The sequence below is a fragment of the Klenkia sp. AC732 genome (assembly GCF_979256525.1).
On record NZ_CEEDOS010000010.1, the window covers coordinates 30,360 to 47,218 of the forward strand.

General features: G+C 74.1%; 16 protein-coding genes. 13 read left to right on the forward strand and 3 right to left on the reverse strand.

What is annotated here, in order from left to right:
- Positions 1-14 precede the first annotated feature (14 nt).
- Together glpK (AC0IVP_RS06530) and AC0IVP_RS06535 are read right to left on the reverse strand one after the other, a co-directional pair.
- A complete protein-coding gene (glpK, locus tag AC0IVP_RS06530; RefSeq protein ID WP_471755372.1) occupies positions 15-1,532 on the reverse strand; it encodes a glycerol kinase GlpK in 1,518 nt (505 codons plus the stop codon).
- Positions 1,533-1,580: 48 nt separating this feature from the next.
- The gene (locus AC0IVP_RS06535) at positions 1,581-2,318 is read right to left on the reverse strand and encodes an MIP/aquaporin family protein (RefSeq protein ID WP_235564805.1); all 738 of its coding nucleotides are present in this window, start codon (positions 2,316-2,318) and stop codon (positions 1,581-1,583) included.
- Between the two features lie 216 nt (positions 2,319-2,534).
- Here AC0IVP_RS06535 and AC0IVP_RS06540 point away from each other — a divergent pair, with 216 nt between their 5' ends.
- The 7 genes from AC0IVP_RS06540 to AC0IVP_RS06570 all read left to right on the forward strand — a co-directional run bounded on the left by AC0IVP_RS06540 (position 2,535) and on the right by AC0IVP_RS06570 (position 9,953).
- Positions 2,535-3,272 carry an IclR family transcriptional regulator gene (locus AC0IVP_RS06540; protein WP_471755374.1) on the forward strand — a complete coding sequence of 246 codons (738 nt, stop codon included), beginning with the start codon at positions 2,535-2,537 and terminating at the stop codon, positions 3,270-3,272.
- A complete protein-coding gene (gene glpK / locus AC0IVP_RS06545; protein ID WP_056296008.1) occupies positions 3,265-4,776 on the forward strand; it encodes a glycerol kinase GlpK in 1,512 nt (503 codons plus the stop codon). Before AC0IVP_RS06540 ends, glpK (AC0IVP_RS06545) begins: the two co-directional genes overlap by 8 nt.
- Positions 4,777-4,949: 173 nt before the next feature.
- The gene (locus AC0IVP_RS06550; RefSeq protein ID WP_056296006.1) at positions 4,950-6,680 is read left to right on the forward strand and encodes a glycerol-3-phosphate dehydrogenase/oxidase; all 1,731 of its coding nucleotides are present in this window, start codon (positions 4,950-4,952) and stop codon (positions 6,678-6,680) included.
- Between the two features lie 144 nt (positions 6,681-6,824).
- Positions 6,825-7,259 (forward strand): SRPBCC family protein, encoded by a 435-nt coding sequence (locus tag AC0IVP_RS06555; protein ID WP_056296002.1) that lies wholly within the window; start codon positions 6,825-6,827, stop codon positions 7,257-7,259.
- Between the two features lie 74 nt (positions 7,260-7,333).
- Positions 7,334-8,023, forward strand: coding sequence for a hypothetical protein (locus tag AC0IVP_RS06560; protein WP_471755376.1), 690 nt, complete (start codon positions 7,334-7,336; stop codon positions 8,021-8,023).
- 55 nt (positions 8,024-8,078) lie between these two features.
- Positions 8,079-9,155, forward strand: coding sequence for a M20 family metallopeptidase (locus tag AC0IVP_RS06565; protein WP_471755378.1), 1,077 nt, complete (start codon positions 8,079-8,081; stop codon positions 9,153-9,155).
- A 51-nt stretch (positions 9,156-9,206) separates the two neighbouring features.
- Positions 9,207-9,953: an AIM24 family protein gene (locus AC0IVP_RS06570; RefSeq protein ID WP_471755380.1), complete on the forward strand. Its 747-nt coding sequence runs from the start codon at positions 9,207-9,209 to the stop codon at positions 9,951-9,953.
- 4 nt (positions 9,954-9,957) lie between these two features.
- Here AC0IVP_RS06570 and AC0IVP_RS06575 read toward each other — a convergent pair whose 3' ends face one another.
- Positions 9,958-10,965: a LacI family DNA-binding transcriptional regulator gene (locus AC0IVP_RS06575; protein WP_235564804.1), complete on the reverse strand. Its 1,008-nt coding sequence runs from the start codon at positions 10,963-10,965 to the stop codon at positions 9,958-9,960.
- Positions 10,966-11,176: 211 nt separating this feature from the next.
- On the opposite strand from AC0IVP_RS06575, the gene AC0IVP_RS06580 reads away from it, so the two are divergent.
- From AC0IVP_RS06580 to AC0IVP_RS06605, 6 genes are all read left to right on the forward strand, one after another.
- On the forward strand, positions 11,177-12,016 hold the full coding sequence (locus tag AC0IVP_RS06580) for a BtpA/SgcQ family protein (RefSeq protein WP_471755382.1): 840 nt from the start codon (positions 11,177-11,179) through the stop codon (positions 12,014-12,016).
- Entirely contained in the window at positions 12,013-12,906 is an 894-nt protein-coding gene (locus AC0IVP_RS06585; protein ID WP_471755384.1) for a carbohydrate kinase family protein, read from the forward strand. Before AC0IVP_RS06580 ends, AC0IVP_RS06585 begins: the two co-directional genes overlap by 4 nt.
- Positions 12,907-12,991: 85 nt before the next feature.
- A complete protein-coding gene (locus AC0IVP_RS06590; protein ID WP_056295994.1) occupies positions 12,992-14,002 on the forward strand; it encodes a substrate-binding domain-containing protein in 1,011 nt (336 codons plus the stop codon).
- 5 nt (positions 14,003-14,007) lie between these two features.
- Positions 14,008-14,781 carry an ATP-binding cassette domain-containing protein gene (locus AC0IVP_RS06595; RefSeq protein ID WP_056295990.1) on the forward strand — a complete coding sequence of 258 codons (774 nt, stop codon included), beginning with the start codon at positions 14,008-14,010 and terminating at the stop codon, positions 14,779-14,781.
- On the forward strand, positions 14,778-15,818 hold the full coding sequence (locus AC0IVP_RS06600; protein ID WP_471755386.1) for an ABC transporter permease: 1,041 nt from the start codon (positions 14,778-14,780) through the stop codon (positions 15,816-15,818). The genes AC0IVP_RS06595 and AC0IVP_RS06600 overlap by 4 nt, the downstream gene beginning before the upstream one ends.
- Positions 15,815-16,858 carry a phosphotriesterase family protein gene (locus tag AC0IVP_RS06605; protein ID WP_056295984.1) on the forward strand — a complete coding sequence of 348 codons (1,044 nt, stop codon included), beginning with the start codon at positions 15,815-15,817 and terminating at the stop codon, positions 16,856-16,858. Before AC0IVP_RS06600 ends, AC0IVP_RS06605 begins: the two co-directional genes overlap by 4 nt.
- Position 16,859: the final 1 nt, after the last annotated feature.

Consider the following 16,859-nt stretch of genomic DNA (forward strand, 5'->3'; position numbering starts at 1 on the left):
TCAGGGGGGCGGCGTCAGGAGACGTCGTCGTCGACCCAGTCCAGGGTCTTGGTGACCGCCTTCTGCCAGTTGCGGTAGGTGCGCTCGCGCTCCTCGGAGGCCATCTGCGGCTCCCAGCGCTTGTCCTCGGCCCACTTGGCGGTGAGCTCGTCCAGGGAGGACCAGAACCCGACGGCGAGGCCCGCGGCGTAGGCGGCGCCCAGGGCCGTGGTCTCCACGATCTCCGGGCGGATCACGGGCACGTCGAGGACGTCGGCCTGGAACTGCATGAGCAGCTCGTTGCCGACCATGCCGCCGTCCACGCGCAGCTCGGTGAGGTCGACCCCGGAGTCGGCGTTCATCGCGTCCAGCACCTCGCGGGTCTGGAAGGCGGTGGCCTCCAGGACGGCGCGGGCGATGTGGCCCTTGTTGACGAACCGGGTGAGGCCGACCAGGGCGCCGCGGGCGTCGGAGCGCCAGTGCGGGGCGAAGAGCCCGGAGAACGCCGGGACGATGTAGGCCCCGCCGTTGTCCTCGACGCCGGCGGCCAGCGTCTCGACCTCGGGGGCGTCCTTGATCATGCCCAGGTTGTCCCGCAGCCACTGCACCAGCGAGCCGGTGACGGCGATCGAGCCCTCCAGGGCGTACACCGGCTTGGCGTCGCCGAGCTTGTAGCACAGCGTCGTGAGCAGGCCGTTCTCCGAGGGGACGGCCTCCTCGCCGGTGTTGAGCAGCATGAAGTTGCCCGTGCCGTAGGTGTTCTTGGCCATGCCCTTCTCGAAGCAGACCTGGCCGAACGTGGCGGCCTGCTGGTCGCCGAGCGACCCGGAGATGGGCACCCCGGCGAGGAAGCCGGCGGCGCGGCCCTTGCCGTAGACCTCGGAGTTGGACCGGATCTCGGGGAGCATGGACATCGGGATGCCCATCTCCTCGGCGATGTCCGGGAGCCACTCCAGGGTGCGGTAGTCCATCAGCATCGTGCGGGAGGCGTTGGAGACGTCGGTGAGGTGCAGGCCGCCGTCGGTGCCGCCGGTCATGTTCCAGATCAGCCAGGAGTCGATGGTGCCCATGACCAGGTCACCGGACTCGGCCTTCGCGCGGGCGCCGTCGACGTTGTCCAGGATCCAGCGGACCTTGGGGCCGGCGAAGTAGGTCGCCAGCGGCAGGCCGACCCGGTCCTTGTAGCGCTCGTCGCCACCGCCCAGTGCGGCCAGCTCGTCGCAGATCTTCCCGGTGCGGGTGTCCTGCCAGACGATCGCGTTGTAGACCGGCTGGCCGGTGGTCCTGTCCCAGACGACAGTGGTCTCGCGCTGGTTGGTGATGCCGACGGCGACGATGTCGGAGGTGGAGGCGTTGCCGCGGGCGAGGGCCTGGCCCACGACCTCGCGGGTGTTCGCCCAGATCTCCAGCGGGTCGTGCTCGACCCAACCGGCCCGGGGGAAGATCTGCTGGTGCTCCTTCTGCCCGACGGCGACGACCTTGCCGTCGTGGTCGAAGAGCATGCAGCGCGTGCTGGTGGTGCCCTGGTCGATCGCGGCCACGTACTGGGCCATGGGGTGTCTCCTCTGCTCTGAGGTGCGGCTCGGGGGTGCGGGTGCTGGCTAGATGGAGATGTGCGCGGCGAACAGGCCGGCGAGGACGGCGCCGATGACCGGGCCGACGATCGGCACCCAGGCGTAACCCCAGTTGCTGGTGCCCTTGTGCTTGATGGGCAGCAGGAAGTGCGCGATGCGGGGGCCCAGGTCGCGGGCCGGGTTGATGGCGTAGCCGGTGGGACCGCCGAGCGAGGCGCCGATGCCGACGACGATGAGCGCGACGGCCAGCGGGCCGATCTCGGTCGGGGTGTCGCCGAAGCGCAGCACGATGTAGACGAGGACGAAGGTGCCCAGCGCCTCGGTGACGATGTTGTCGATCGGGCTCTTGATCGCCGGCCCGGTGGAGAAGGTGCCCAGGATGGTGCCGGCCTCGGTCTCGGCCTCGTAGTGCTTGCGGAAGGCCAGCCAGGCCAGCACGGCGCCGATGAACGCACCGAGGAACTCGGCGGCGAAGTAGACCAGCGTCGAGGTCAGGGTGACCGCGACGCCCGGTGCGTACTCGTCGGCGCCGCTGACCAGCAGCCCGATCGTGACGGCGGGGTTCAGGTGGGCCCCGGAGGAGGCCGCGGCGAAGACGCCCGCGAAGACCGCGAGCCCCCAGCCGAAGATGATCACGATGTACCCGCCGCCGAGTGCGCCGGACTTGGCCAGCAGCACGTTGGCGACGACGCCGACGCCGAGCAGGATGAGGATCGCCGTGCCGGTGACCTCGCTGCCGAAGACGGTCCACAGACTGGTGGTCAAAGGGGGAACTCCTGTCTACGGGCCCGCGGCGGTGCGGGCCGGTTGTGAACGCCAGAGGCTGTCCGCCTGTGTCCCCGATCACCCTCCAGCGCTGTCCGGGCGACGCTAGGTGCGCCCGATCACTCTCCGGAAGACGCCTGGTGCGACATCGTCGGACGGAACCGGACGGGGTCGTGTCCCGGTCGGCTGGTGACCCGATGCCCTACCGTCCGCGGTGTGCCGGGCACCGTGCAGTCGATCGAGCGGGCCGCCGCGATCCTGCAGGTCGTGGCGGGGAGCGCCGGCACCCTCGGCGTCACCGACATCGCCGCGGCCGTCGGGCTGCCCAAGACGACGGCGCACAGCCTGCTGCGCACCCTGCTGGGCGTGGGCTTCGTGGAGCAGGACCGGGTCGGCCGCTACGCGCTGGGCCCGGGGCTGCTGCGGTTGGGCACCAGCCACCTCGATGTCAACGAGCTGCGCTCCCGGGCGTCGAACTGGGCCGACGCGCTGGCCTCCCGCAGCGGCCAGTCGGTCCGGCTGGCCACGCTGGAGGGCGGGGACGTCGTCGTCGTCCACCACGTGTTCCGGCCCGACGACTCCGCCCAGACCCTCGACGTCGGCACCGCGCTGCCCGCCGACCGGACGGCGCTGGGCCGGGTGCTGAGCGCGTTCGCCCCGCACCGCTCCACCCGCGGCCCCCAGGACGCCGGCCGCGCCGAGCTGTCCACCGTGCGCACCCGCGGGTGGGCCACCGAGCACGGCGAGCACACCAGCGGCACCGGCGGGGTCGCCGCCCCGGTCCGCGGGTCCACGGGTCTGGTCGTCGCGGCGATGGGCGTCACCGGGCCGCTGGACGTCGTGCTGGACCGGAACGGCCAGCCGCGCGCCCGGCTGGTGTCGATGGTGCTCGAGGCCGCGCAGGCCGTCTCCCGCGAGCTGGGCTGGCGGGGGCAGCGGGTGTCCGGTGGCTGAGCGGTACGTGCTGGCCGTCGACCAGGGCACGACGTCGACCCGGGCCATCGTCTTCGACCGGGCCGGTCGGATGGTCGCGGTCCGCCAGCGCGAGCACCGGCAGTGGTTCCCGCGCCCGGGCTGGGTCGAGCACGACCCGATGGAGGTCTGGGCCAACACCCAGCGCACCGCGGCCCAGGTGCTGCACGACGTCGGCGCCGCGCAGGGCGAGGTCGTCGCGCTGGGCATCGCCAACCAGCGGGAGACCACCGTCGTCTGGGACCGGGTCACCGGGCGGCCGGTCACCCGGGCGATCGTCTGGCAGGACACCCGCACCGCCGACCTGGTCCGCGAGCTCTGCGCCCGCCCGGACGCCGGGATCGTCGCCGAGCGCAGCGGCATGGACATCGCCGGGTACTTCGCCGGACCCCGGCTGCGCTGGGTGCTCGACCACGTCCCGCGCGCCCGGGAGCGCGCCGGACGCGGCGAGCTGCTGTTCGGCACGATGGAGAGCTGGCTGGTCTGGAACCTGACCGGCGGCCCGGACGGCGGTGTGCACGTCACCGACGTCACCAACGCCAGCCGGACGTCGCTGATGGACGTGCGCACCTGCGAGTGGGACCCCGCGCTGCTGGACTTCTTCGGCGTCCCGGCGGCCCTGCTGCCCGAGATCCGGCCCTCGGTCGGCCAGCTCGGGGTGGCCACCGCGCTGTCCCCCGCCATCCCCATCACCGGGGCGCTGGGCGACCAGCAGGCCGCGCTGTTCGGGCAGGCCTGCTTCGCCCCGGGCGAGGCCAAGTGCACCTACGGCACCGGCAGCTTCCTGCTGCAGAACACCGGCACCGAGCTGGTCCGCACCCGCTCCGGGTCGATCTCCACGGTGGCCTACCAGCTGGCCGGGGAGCCGGTGCACTACGCGCTGGAGGGGTCGGTCGCCGTCGCCGGGGCGCTGGTGCAGTGGCTGCGCGACGGCCTGGGGCTGATCGCCACCGCGCCCGAGGTCGAGACCCTGGCGCGCACCGTGCAGGACAACGGCGGCTGCTACGTCGTGCCGGCGTTCTCCGGGCTGCTGGCCCCGCACTGGCGCGGGGAGGCCCGCGGCATGGTCGCCGGGCTCACCTCCTACGTCACCAAGGGCCACCTGGCCCGCGCGGTGCTGGAGGCGACCGGCTGGCAGACCCGCGACGTCGTCCAGGCGATGGCCGCGGACTCCGGCCTCGCGCTGCCGGCACTGCGGGTCGACGGCGGGATGACGACGAACAACCTGCTCATGCAGTTCGTCGCCGACGTGCTGGACACCCCCGTCGTCCGGCCGATGGTCGGGGAGACGGTGTCCCTCGGCGCCGCCTACGCCGCCGGCCTGGCCGTCGGGCTGTGGGCCGACGTCGAGGCGCTGCGCCGCAACTGGCACCGGTCGGCGCAGTGGTCGCCGGTGCCCGCGCGCGCCGCCCAGCTGACCGCGGAGTACCCGACCTGGGAGCGCGCCGTGGCGCTGTCGATCGCCTGGGGCGCGCCCTACCCCTGACCTGCGGTGTCCGAGATTGTCGGACGCCGGGGTTCGCGGGGCTCCCGGCGCCGACCTACCGTGGACGTCAAGAGCCCGGGATCACACCCGCGGCCCGCACACCGAGGTGCACCGGTCCCGGGGCACCCGCCAGGACGACGCCGTCCACGTGGCGGCGAGACCAGGAGTCCCCCATGTCCGCACCCACCACGCTGAGCCCCGAGCAGCGCGCTGCCGCCTGGGCCGCGCTGGCCGCCGAGGAGTTCGAGGTCCTCGTCGTCGGAGGCGGCGTCACCGGCGCGGGTGTCGCGCTGGACGCGGCCACCCGTGGCCTGAAGACCGCCCTCGTCGAGGCCCGCGACTACGCCTCCGGGACGTCGTCCCGGTCCTCCAAGCTCTTCCACGGTGGCCTGCGCTACCTGGAGCAGTTCGACTTCGGCCTGGTCCGTGAGGCGCTGCACGAGCGCGACCTCGCGGTGAACCGGATCAGCCCGCACCTGGTGAAGCCGCTGGCCTTCCTGTACCCGCTGACCCACCGCGTGTGGGAGCGGCCCTACGTGACCGCCGGCCTGGCGCTCTACGACGGCCTGGCCCGCTTCGGCGCGCTGTCCGAGCCGATGCCCGGGCAGAAGCACCTGACCCGCACCGGTGCCCGCCAGCTCTTCCCGGCGCTCAAGCCCGACGCCCTCGTCGGCGCCGTCCGCTACTACGACGCGCAGGCCGACGACGCCCGGCACACCCTCACCGTCGCGATGACCGCCGCCAAGTACGGCGCCACCGTGCTGAACTCCGCCGAGGTCGTCTCCTTCATCCACGCCGGGGGCCGCGTCGTCGGCGCCCGGGTGCGTGACGTGGAGACCGGCCAGGAAGTCGACGTCAAGAGCGAGGTCGTCGTCAACGCCACCGGCGTGTGGACCGACGACCTGCAGACCCTGGTCGGCGGCCGCGGCCGCTTCCACGTGCGGGCCTCCAAGGGCGTGCACATCGTCGTCCCGCGCGACCGGATCAACGGCGAGACCGGGCTGATCCTCAAGACCGAGAAGTCGGTCCTGTTCGTCATCCCGTGGGGCTCGCACTGGATCGTGGGCACCACCGACACCGACTGGGACCTGGACAAGGCGCACCCCGCGGCGTCCAAGGCCGACATCGACTACATCCTCGAGCACGTCAACAAGGTGCTGACCACCCCGCTGGTGCACGAGGACATCTCCGGTGTCTACGCCGGCCTGCGCCCGCTGCTGTCCGGTGAGTCCGAGGACACCAGCCAGCTCTCCCGCGAGCACGCCGTCGCCCGGCCCACGCCCGGCGTCATCTCCGTCGCCGGCGGCAAGTACACGACCTACCGGCCGATGGCCGCCGACGCCGTGGACGCCGTCGCCGAGGACGTCACCCGCACCATCCCGAAGTCGGTCACCGAGGACGTCCCGCTGGTGGGTGCCGAGGGCTACTTCGCGATGGTCAACTCCCTGGACCGGCTCGCCGACCAGTGGGGCGTGCCGCGCTTCCGCGCCGAGCACCTGCTCAACCGCTACGGCTCGCTGACCCCCGACGTGCTGGCCCTGGCCGACGAGGACAGCTCGCTGCTGCAGCCGGTCCCCGGGGCCGAGGAGTACCTGATGGTCGAGATGGTCTGGGGTGCCGCCCGCGAGGGCGCCCTGCACCTGGACGACCTGCTCGCCCGCCGCACCCGGATCTCCATCGAGACCCCGCACCGCGGCACCGAGTCCGCCGAGCCCGTCGCCCGCGCCGTCGCCGGCGTCCTGGGTTGGGACGACGAGCGGATCGCCAACGAGGTGGCCTCCTACGCCGCCCGCGTGGAGGCCGAGCGCCGCTCGCAGACCGAGTCCGACGACCAGGCCGCCGACGCCGTCCGGGTCGCCGCCCCGGACACCCGCGCCGTCGCCGTGGGCCGCGCGCTGGTCTGACCCGCCACACCGACGCGCCCTCTCCCCGCCGGGGAGGGGGCGCGTCGCGTTGTGCGGGTGTCGGCCTGGTCGGGGCGGGGCAGGTGGAGGGCAGTCCGCCCCACCGATCCCCCAGACCGATCCCCCAGACCGAGGAGATCCCCCGTGCCGAGCGTCGAGCGCACCTTCACCGTCCAGCGACCCCTCGAGGAGGTCGTGGAGTACCTGGCCGACTTCTCGCACGCCGAGGAGTGGGACCCCGGGACGAAGACCTGCACCCGGACCGACGGCCTGCCGCTGGCGGTCGGCGCGCGGTGGCACAACGTCAGCGAGTTCCTGGGCCGGGAGACCGAGCTGGAGTACCGGCTGGAGCGCTGGGAGCCCGACCACCTGGTCTTCGTCGGGGAGAACACGACCGCGACGTCGACCGACGACCTGACGTTCACCGCGCCCACGCCGCAGACCACCGAGATCCGCTACCACGCCGACTTCGACTTCCACGGGCTCGCCGCCCTGGCCGGGCCGCTGCTCAAGCCGGCGCTGGCCACGCTGGCCGACGAGACCGAGGAGCAGATGACCCGGACGCTCGAGCGCCGCTGAGGGGGCTGCCCCCTGCGGGTGGCCCGCCCGTGGCGGTGGGCCCCGCACGCGCCGGGGACCGGCAGACTGGCGCCATGACCGGGCCACGCGACGACGGACAGAGCTGGGACGCCACCCCTCCGGGGCAGGGCTGGACGCCGGGCGGTGCGCCCGCGGGCCGGCCCGGGCCCCCCGCCGGGAACGCGGCGCCCGGCGGGTACGCCCCGCCGCCCTCCTACGGTGCCGCCCCGCCGCCGCCCGGCCCGTGGGGCGCGGCACCGCCGCCCGGCTACGGCGCCGGGTACTGGGCGCCGGTGCCCGTGGCGGCCCCCTGGCCCAAGGGCCCGGGCCGTCCCTCGCAGGCCTCCTCGGCCGCTGTGCTGGGCTTCGTCGCCGGCGGCGCCGCGATCCTCTGGGGCCTGGTCGGCATCGTCCTGCTGGCCGGCTCGGACGGCGGCAGCTCCACCTGGCTAGGCGTCGTCGTCGGCCTGCCCGCCGGCGCGGCGCTGATCTACGGCGCCATCCGGCTGCTGGCCCGCACCGACCGCTGGTTCCTCGTCGGGGGCGCCGCCGCCCTGGCGGTCACCGTGCTGCTGCAGGCCGTGGTCAGCGCCGCGTCCAGCTACGGGACGGCGTCGGGCCAGGCCACCCTCGTGGTCTTCCTGCTGCCCGTCCCGACGGTCGCCGCCGTGCTCGCCGCCCTGCCGCTGGTCGGCGGCTGGATCGCCGCCGGGCGCGGCACGGGGCAGCAGGCCCCGCCGCCGCAGGGCGTCCAGGGCTGGTGACACCGGCGGGCGTTCCACGTGGAACGCCCGCCACCCGTCGGGCAGGGTGGGCCCGGTGAGCACCGACGTCGTCGCCCTGGTCCGTGAGCTCGTCGCCCGTCCCACCGTGTCCGGGGACCCGCGCCCGCAGCGCGACCTCATCGGCCTGGTCACCGACGTGCTCGCCGAGCGGGCCCCGCACCTGCAGCGCACCGACGGCGGCGACGCCGACCAGCCGTGGACGCTGCTGACCACCCCCACGGACCCGCAGCGGCCCCGGCTGCTCTTCGCCTGCCACGTCGACACGGTGCCGGCCGCGGACGCGGCCCAGTGGCAGCGCGACCCGTTCGGCGCCGACCTCGAGGACGGCCGCGTCTGGGGCCGGGGCGGCTCGGACATGAAGGCCGGCTTGGTCGCCGCCGTCGCCGCGATCGCCGGCGCCGACCCGGAGACCCCGGTGGGCCTGCTGCTCACCAGTGACGAGGAGATCGGCTCGAAGGGCGCGGTGGCCGCCGCCCGGGCGCTGGCCGACGTGCCCACCGGGGCGGTCGTCGTCCCCGAGGCGACGGCGAACGAGCTGGTCCTGGGCCACCGCGGTGCGCTGTGGCTCGCCGTCCGGGCAGCCGGGCGGGCCGCGCACGGCAGCACGCCGCACCTGGGCCACAACGCCGTGCTGGACCTCGTCGCGGTGCTGGCCCGCGCCGGCGCCGAGCTGCCGCTGGCCACCCACGACTTCCTGGGCACCGAGACCTGGAACCCCGGCGTCATCGCCGGCGGCACGGTGCCCAACGTGGTGCCCGACGCCGCCGAGGTGGTCGTGGACATGCGCACCGTCGGGGACGGCGCCGCGCTGCAGGCCTGGTGGCGGGCCCAGCCCGAGGTGGCCGGCGTCGACGTCCGGGTGGACCTGCCGGCACTGCGCACCGACGCCGACGACCCGTGGGTGCGCGGGCTGCCCGCCGTCGTCCGGCCCGAGCCCGCCACCTACTTCACCGACGGCTCGGTGCTGCAGCAGGCCGTGGGCGGTGCGCCCGTCGTCGTCTGGGGGCCCGGGACGCCGGCGGTCATGCACGCCCGGGACGAGTACGTGGAGGTGGCCGAGGTGCAGGCGGCCGCGGTGGCCTTCGCCGACGTGGTGGCGCGCTGGCGGTGAGGCCCGGCAGGATGACGGCGCCACGGGGTCGTCGTCTCGAGAGGTCAGCACGTGCACAGTGAGCTGTTCGCACCCCAGTTCGCCGAGAGCCAGGCGCCCGGCATCCAGAAGCAGGGCGGCAAGATGTGCCGCGTCGGCCTGCAGGGCGAGGTCTACGCCCGGGTGGGCTCGATGGTCGCCTACCAGGGCCAGCTGCAGTTCGACGCGCTCGGCTCGGGCGGTCTGGCGCGCTTCGTCAAGCAGAAGCTGACCGGCGAGGGCGTCCCGCTGATGAAGGTCAGCGGCCAGGGCGACCTGTTCCTCGCCGACGCCGCCCAGGACGTGCACCTCATCGACCTGGACGGCTCCGACGGGCTGACCATCAACGGGGCCAACGTGCTGGCCTTCGACCCGACGCTGTCCTACGACGTCCGCCGGGTGTCGGGGGCCGGGATGTCCAGCAGCGCCGGGTTGTTCAACTGCGTGTTCACCGGGGTGGGCCGGATCGCGATCACCACCAAGGGCCAGCCCGTGGTGCTCAGCGTCGACCAGCCCACCTACGCCGACCCGCAGGCCGCCGTCGCCTGGTCCTCCAGCCTGCAGACCGGCGTGCAGGCCAACGACTCGTTCGGGCTGGGCACCCTGCTGGGGCGGACCACGGGGGAGCGCTTCACGCTCTCGTTCTCCGGGCGCGGCTTCGTCGTCGTGCAGGCCTCGGAGGAGCCCCCGGTGAGCGCGCTGGCCGGTCAGGGCTCCGGGCAGCAGGCCGGCGAGGGCGGTCTGGGCGGGGCGCTCGGCTCGTTGCTGGGCGGGCGCTGACCTCTCACCGGGGGCGGGTCGACCCGCCCCCGGTGCTGGCCCGCACGACGAGGGAGGGGGTCAGCGCGGTGTACGCCGGGGAGTCCCGGCTGGTGCCCAGGGCGGCCGACAGCAGCCGGACGGCCTCGACGGCGATCTCGTCCTGCGGCTGGCGCACGGTGGTCAGCGGGGGGTCCGACAGCGCCGAGTAGGGGATGTCGTCGAAGCCGGTGACCAGCACGTCGCGGGGCACCGAGACCCCGGCCTCGGCGCAGGCCTGCAGGACGCCCAGCGCGATCAGGTCGTCGGCGCAGACGACGGCGTCGGGCAGCGGGCCCGCGGCCAGCATCCGCCGGGTGGCCTCCCGGCCCCAGTCGATCGAGTAGTCGCCCAGCAGCACCTCGGCGACGTCGATGCCGAGCCGGCCGGTGTGCGCGGTGAACCCGGCGACGCGCAGCTCGGTGGAGGAGTTGGTGAGCGTGGAGCTGACGAAGGCCGCGGACCGCACGCCGCGGCCGGCGAGGTGGTCCAGGACCAGGCGCAGGGCCGCGTCGTCGTCGACCCCGACCCAGTCGCTGGTCACGCCGCTGACGTACCGGTCGACCTGGACCAGCGGCAGCTGGCCCGCCGCCCAGGCCACCGCCTCGGTGCTGAGCGTGCCGTGCACGGGGCTGATGACGATGCCGTCGACCTGGCGGGCGACCAGGCTGCGCAGCCGGAGGGCCTCCATCGCCGGGTCGGACCGGGAGGAGCAGAGGAAGAGCTGGCGGCCGGCCTGCTGCAGGGCGTGCTCGACGCTCTCCACCAGCGCGGTGAAGAACGGGTTGGCGATGCTGGGCACGACCATGCCCACGGTGTCGGTGCGGCTGCGGCGCAGCGCGCTGGCGATGCCGTTGCCGGAGTAGCCCAGGTCCGTGGCCGCCCGGGTGACCTGCTCGAGGACCGCGGGCGAGACCGGCTTGGCCCCCGACAGGGCCCGGGAGACCGTCGCGGTCGAGACGCCGGCCCGCTCGGCCACGTCCCGGATCGTCACCCGGCCCACCGTCACCCCCGTCCGGGCCCGTCGTGGGCCGCCGTCGGGCACATCATGTCCGATCGGTACGGGACCGTCTCGGCGTCACGTGACCGTCATGTCGCTGACCAGCCGCAACACGAATGTAAACGATTGCCTCTTGACGGCGACCGGGCAGTGCGCAGTAACGTCGGTCACGTCAAGGCAATCGATTACACGGATGGTGACGACGGTGTCTGCTCCGCTCGGGGTCTTCCCCCGCAAGCCCTCGGCGATGGCCGAGCTCTTCGGTGGCGGCACCACGCTGATCGGCGCCGTGCACCTGCCGGCGCTCCCCGGCAGCCCCGCCTACCGGGGCCAGCCGGTCGCCGAGATCGCCCGCTTCGCCGTCGAGGAGGCCCGGGCCTACACCGCCAACGGCTTCGACTCGGTGATCGTGGAGAACCACTGGGACCTGCCCTTCCTCAAGCCCGGCGAGCACGGCTACGAGGTGGCCGCCTCGATGGGCGTCGTCACCGCCGCCGTCGTCGCCGAGCTGGGCCCGCGGGTCGGGGTGAGCGTGCTGTCCAACGCCGGCGAGTGCTCGGTCGCCAGCGCCTGGGCCGCCGGGGCCGGCTGGGTGCGGGTCAACCAGTGGGTCAACGCCTACGTGGCCAACGAGGGCCTCATCGAGGGCCAGGCCGCCCGCACCACCCGCTACCGGCACGGCATCGGCGCCGACCCGGTCAAGGTCTTCGCCGACGTGCACGTCAAGCACGGTGCGCACGCCATCGTCGCCGACCGCACGCTGGCCGAGCAGACCGAGGACGCCGAGTTCTTCGACGCCGACGTGCTCATCGCCACCGGCTCCCGCACCGGCCACGCGACCTCCGTCGAGGAGGTCGTGGGCATCCGGGACCACACCCAGCTGCCCGTCGTGATCGGCAGCGGTGTCGACCCGACCAACGCCGCCGCCCTGCTGGCCGAGTGCGACGGGGCCATCGTGGCCTCGGCGGCCAAGGAGAACGGCCGCTGGTGGGGCCGGGTCGCCCCGGAGAAGGTGCGGGCCGTGGCCCGCGCCGCCGGCAAGTGAGCACCGCCGGGACGGCGCGGCCGATCGTCTTCTGCGGCTACGCCAACCTCGACGTCGTCGGCCGGGTCCCGCGCTTCCCGGCCCCCGACGAGCGGGTGCACGCCACCGCGATCGACCAGCTGCCCGGCGGCATGGGCGCCAACGCCGCCGTCGCGGCGGCCCGGGCCGGGGCCGACGCCGCCTTCGCCGGCGTCGTGGGCGCCGACCTGCCCAGCGACCTGTTCCTGGCCCAGCTGGACGCCGAGGGCGTCGACACCTCCTGGACCGACCGGGCCGGCTGGCTGTCCACGGCGATCGTGCTGGTCGACGGCGAGGGCCGCCGCTCGGTGGTCAGCCAGGACGACGCCCTGGACGGCGCCCACGTCGGCCGGGTCGCCGACCGGCTGGCTGCCGCCGGTGGCGGGCTGCTCTACCTCGACGGCTACCGGGCGGCCGAGCTGCCGCACGCCGTCCGGCCCGGCGTGCAGCTGGCCGTGGACCTGGACGGCTGCGAGGACCCGGCGCTGGCCCGGACGGCGCTGGCCACCGCCGACCACGTCGTCGTCGGCCGTCAGCGGCTGACCGGCCTGCTGGGCCTGGACCCCTCCGTCGCCGGCCCGCGGACCACCCTCGTGGTCACCGACGGGCCGCGGGGCTGGACGCTGACCGGCCCCGACGGGGCCGCCGACGGCCCGGCCCTCGCCGTCGACGTGGTCGACGACACCGGTGCCGGGGACTGCTTCGTCGGCACCCACCTGGCCGGTCTCGCGGCCGGGCTGGACCCGGTCCGGGCCGCCACCCGGGCCGCCGTCGCCGCCAGCCTGTCCTGCACCCGCGAGGGCGCCCGCGCCGCACCCGGCCCCGCCGAGGTCACCGCGGCCCTGGAGCGCGCGACCACCCGCACCGCCTGACCCTCCCGGCAGCACCCGCACCCGCACCCAGCACCGCCCAGCACGGCACCGCCACCCCGCACCGCCCCCACCCCGAGGAGACCCCGTGAAGCGCTCTCTCGCCCTCACTGCAGGCGCCTGCCTGCTCGCTCTCGCCGCGTGCGACAGCGCCGCCCCCAGCTCGGACGCCGCCCCCGGCAGCCAGGCACCCAGTGAGCTGCCGGCCCCCAGCGCACAGCCCGTCGGCTGCGCGGAGCCCGCCGACGGCCCGCTGCAGATCGGCCTGGTGACCATCAACCTGCAGGCGCTGTTCTTCAACCAGATCAACGCCGCCGCGCAGGCGATGGCCGAGGAGCAGGGCGTCGACCTGCAGATCATCAGCGGCAACGACGACTCGGTGACCCAGGCCAACGCGATCGACACCCTGGTCGCCGACGGGGTGGACGCGATCATCGTCGCCGCCATCGACACCGAGGGCATCAAGCCCTCCGTGCAGGCCGCCGACGCCGCCGGCATCCCGGTGGTCGCCGTCGACGCGATCATCGACGACCCCTCCATCGACGCCCAGGTGGGCACCGCCAACTCCGAGGGCGGTGCGCTGATGGCCGAGGCGCTGCTGGAGCAGTCCGGCGGGGAGGGCGAGGTCGGCATCGTCAGTGCGCTGAACTCGACGATCCAGCTGGAGCGCCAGCAGGGCTTCGAGGACGTCGTCACCGCCGGCGGGATGACCGTGGGCACCGTCGTCGACGGCAAGAACGTGCAGGAGACCGCCCAGACCGCCGCGGAGAACCTGCTCACCGGCAACCCGGACCTGGCCTACGTCTACGCCACCGGCGAGCCCGCCCTGATCGGGCTGGCCGCGGCCGTCCGCGGCCAGGGCGCCCAGGACCGGGTCGACGTCGTCGGCTGGGACCTGTCCGACCCGGCCGTGCAGGGCCTGCGCGACGGCTGGATCACCGGCGTCGTGCAGCAGCAGACCTTCGAGTTCGGCTACCGCGCCGCGGCCGCCGCGATCGACCTGGCCTGCGGCAACCCGGTCGAGGCCGACCAGCCGGTGCCCACGGAGATCGTGACCCCGGACAACGTGGACGACTACACCTTCTACCTGGAGGACTGACCGACATGAGCCCAGACCTCCCCGCCGACCTGCTCGTCGAGCTGGCCGGGATCACCAAGTCCTACGGGCCGGTGAAGTCCCTGCGCGGCGTCGACCTGACCCTGCGACGCGGGGAGGTCCTCGGCCTCGTGGGCGACAACGGCGCCGGCAAGTCCACGCTGATGAAGGTGCTGGCCGGCGCGGTCCAGCACGACGAGGGCGAGATCCGGGTGCACGGGAAGCCGGTGCGCTTCAGCACCCCCGCCGACGCCCAGGCCGAGAAGATCGGCATCGTCTACCAGGACCTGGCGCTGTGCGACACCCTCGACGTCGCCAGCAACCTCTTCCTGGGCCGGGAGCCGCGCCGCGGCCCGTTCATCGACCGGAAGACCATGCACGAGAAGGCGGCCCGGATCCTGGCCGACCTGCACGTGAAGGTGACGAGCACCCACCAGGAGATCGGCACGCTGTCGGGCGGTCAGCGGCAGACCGTCGCCATCGCCCGGGCGGTGTCCTTCGCCCCCGACGTGCTGATCCTCGACGAGCCGACCGCGGCGCTGGCCGTCGCCGAGGTGGAGTCGGTCCTCAAGCTCATCGGGGACGTCGCCGCCCAGGGCGTCGGCGTCATCCTCATCACCCACCGGCTGCAGGACCTGTTCCGGGTCTGCGACCGGATCACCGTGATGTACGAGGGCCAGAGCGTCGACGACGCGGCCATCGCCGACCTGGACATCGAGAAGCTGGTCGGCCTCATCACCCGCACACCGCAGCAGACCCGCATCGAGGGGAGCCGGGCATGACCACCACCGAGACCCCCGCCACGGGGGCCGGCCCTGCACCCACGGTGCAGCGGCTGGCCGCCCAGCGCTCCTTCTGGGAGCGCACCAACAAGGCCACCCTGGTCATGGCCGCGGTGACCCTGGCGGTCGTCGTCTTCTTCGCCGTCGCCGACGAGAACTTCCTGACCTTCGCCAACATCTCCAACCTGGCCACCCAGGTGGGCCCGGTGCTGATCGTCGGCGTCGCGATGACGTTCGTGATCACCGCCGGGCAGATCGACCTGTCCGTCGGGTCGATCGTCGCCTTCGTCGCCGCGATCTCCGCACAGCTGCTGCTCAGCGGCTGGGACTCCTCGCTGGTCGTCGTCGCCGCGTTGCTGATGGGGCTGGGCTGGGGGCTGGTGAACGGCTGGTTCACCGCCTACCAGGGCATCCCGGCCTTCATCGTCACCCTCGCCACGCTGTCGGTGGTCCGGGGGCTCGCGCTGTTCCAGACCGAGGGCTTCTCCGTCCCGATCGCCTCCACCACCTTCGTGGCGCGGCTGGGCACCGCCCGCTGGCTGGGCTTCTCGGCGACCGCCTGGATCGCGCTGGTCGTCGTCGTGCTGGGCATCGTGCTGCTGCACCACACCCGCTTCGGCCAGTACGTGATCGGGATCGGCGCCGCCCAGGAGTCGGTGCGCCGGGCCGGGGTGAACGTGAAGCTGGTGACGATGGCCGCCCTCGGCTTCTCCGGGCTGGCCGCGGGACTGGCCGGGCTGCTCATCGCGGCCCGCCTGGGCTCCGGCTCGGCCAACAGCGCCCAGGGATTCGAGCTCACCGTCATCGCCGCCGTCGTGCTGGGCGGCACCAGCCTGCTGGGCGGCCGCGGCACCATCGTCGGCACGATGATCGGCGCCCTGCTGACCGGGGTGATCGCCAACGGGCTGACGCTGCTGTCGGTCAGCCCCTACCTGACCCCGATCATCACCGGCGCCGTGCTGGTCCTGGTCGTGTGGATCAACCTGCGCGGCAAGGACCTGGGGTACCTGGTCCAGCGGCTCACCCGGCGGACATGACCACCCCCACCACCGTCCGGACCGTCACCGGCGACGTCGACGCAGCCGACCTGGGGCTGGTGCTGCCGCACGAGCACCTGGTCAACGACAACGCGGTGGCCTACCGGCCCTCGCCGGACCCCCGGCTGCGCGAGCTGCTGGACGCCCCGGTGTCGGCCGACCTGGCCTGGCTGCTGGCCGACCACCCCTACGAGAACGCCGACAACTGCCGGCTGGACGACGCCGCCGCGATGGCCGCGGACCTGACCACGTTCGCCGCGGTCGGCGGCCGCACCGTCGTGGACCTGACCCCGCCGGGGATCGGGCGGCACCCGGGGCGGCTGCTGGAGCTGGCCCGGCAGACCGGCGTGCAGGTGGTGATGGGCTCGGGCTGGTACCTGCAGGCCACCCACCCGCCGCACGTGGCCACCTCCACCCCCGACGAGCTGGCTGCCGAGCTGGTGGCCGAGTTCCGCTCCGACCACGCCGTCCGCCCCGGCGTCATCGGCGAGATCGGGGTCTCCCCCGCCTTCACCGACGACGAGCGGACGGCGCTGCGGGCCGCCTGCCGGGCCCAGCGCGAGGTCGGCGTGCCGCTCTTCGTGCACCTGCCCGGCTGGCAGCGGCGGGCGCACGAGGTGCTCGACGTCGTCCTGGACTCCGAGGGCGTCGACCCCGGCGCCGTCGTGCTGTGCCACATGGACCCCTCGGGGGCCGACCGGGACTACCAGCGGGCGGTCGCCGACCGCGGCCCGGTGCTGGAGTTCGACATGGTCGGCATGCCCTTCGACTACCCCGGTGAGGGCCAGTCGCCCTCCCCCACCGAGACCGCCGCCGCCGTCGTCGCCCTGGTGCACGCCGGGCACGGCGACCGGCTGCTGCTGTCCCACGACCTGTTCCTCAAGGCCATGCTCAGCCGCTTCGGCGGCAACGGGCTGGCCTACGTCCCCGTCGTCTTCGCCGACCGGCTGCGCCGCAGCGGGCTGGCCGAGGCCACGGTGACCGACCTGATGACCGCCAACCCCCGCGCGCTCTTCGAGCGCGCATCGAGAGGACGCTGAC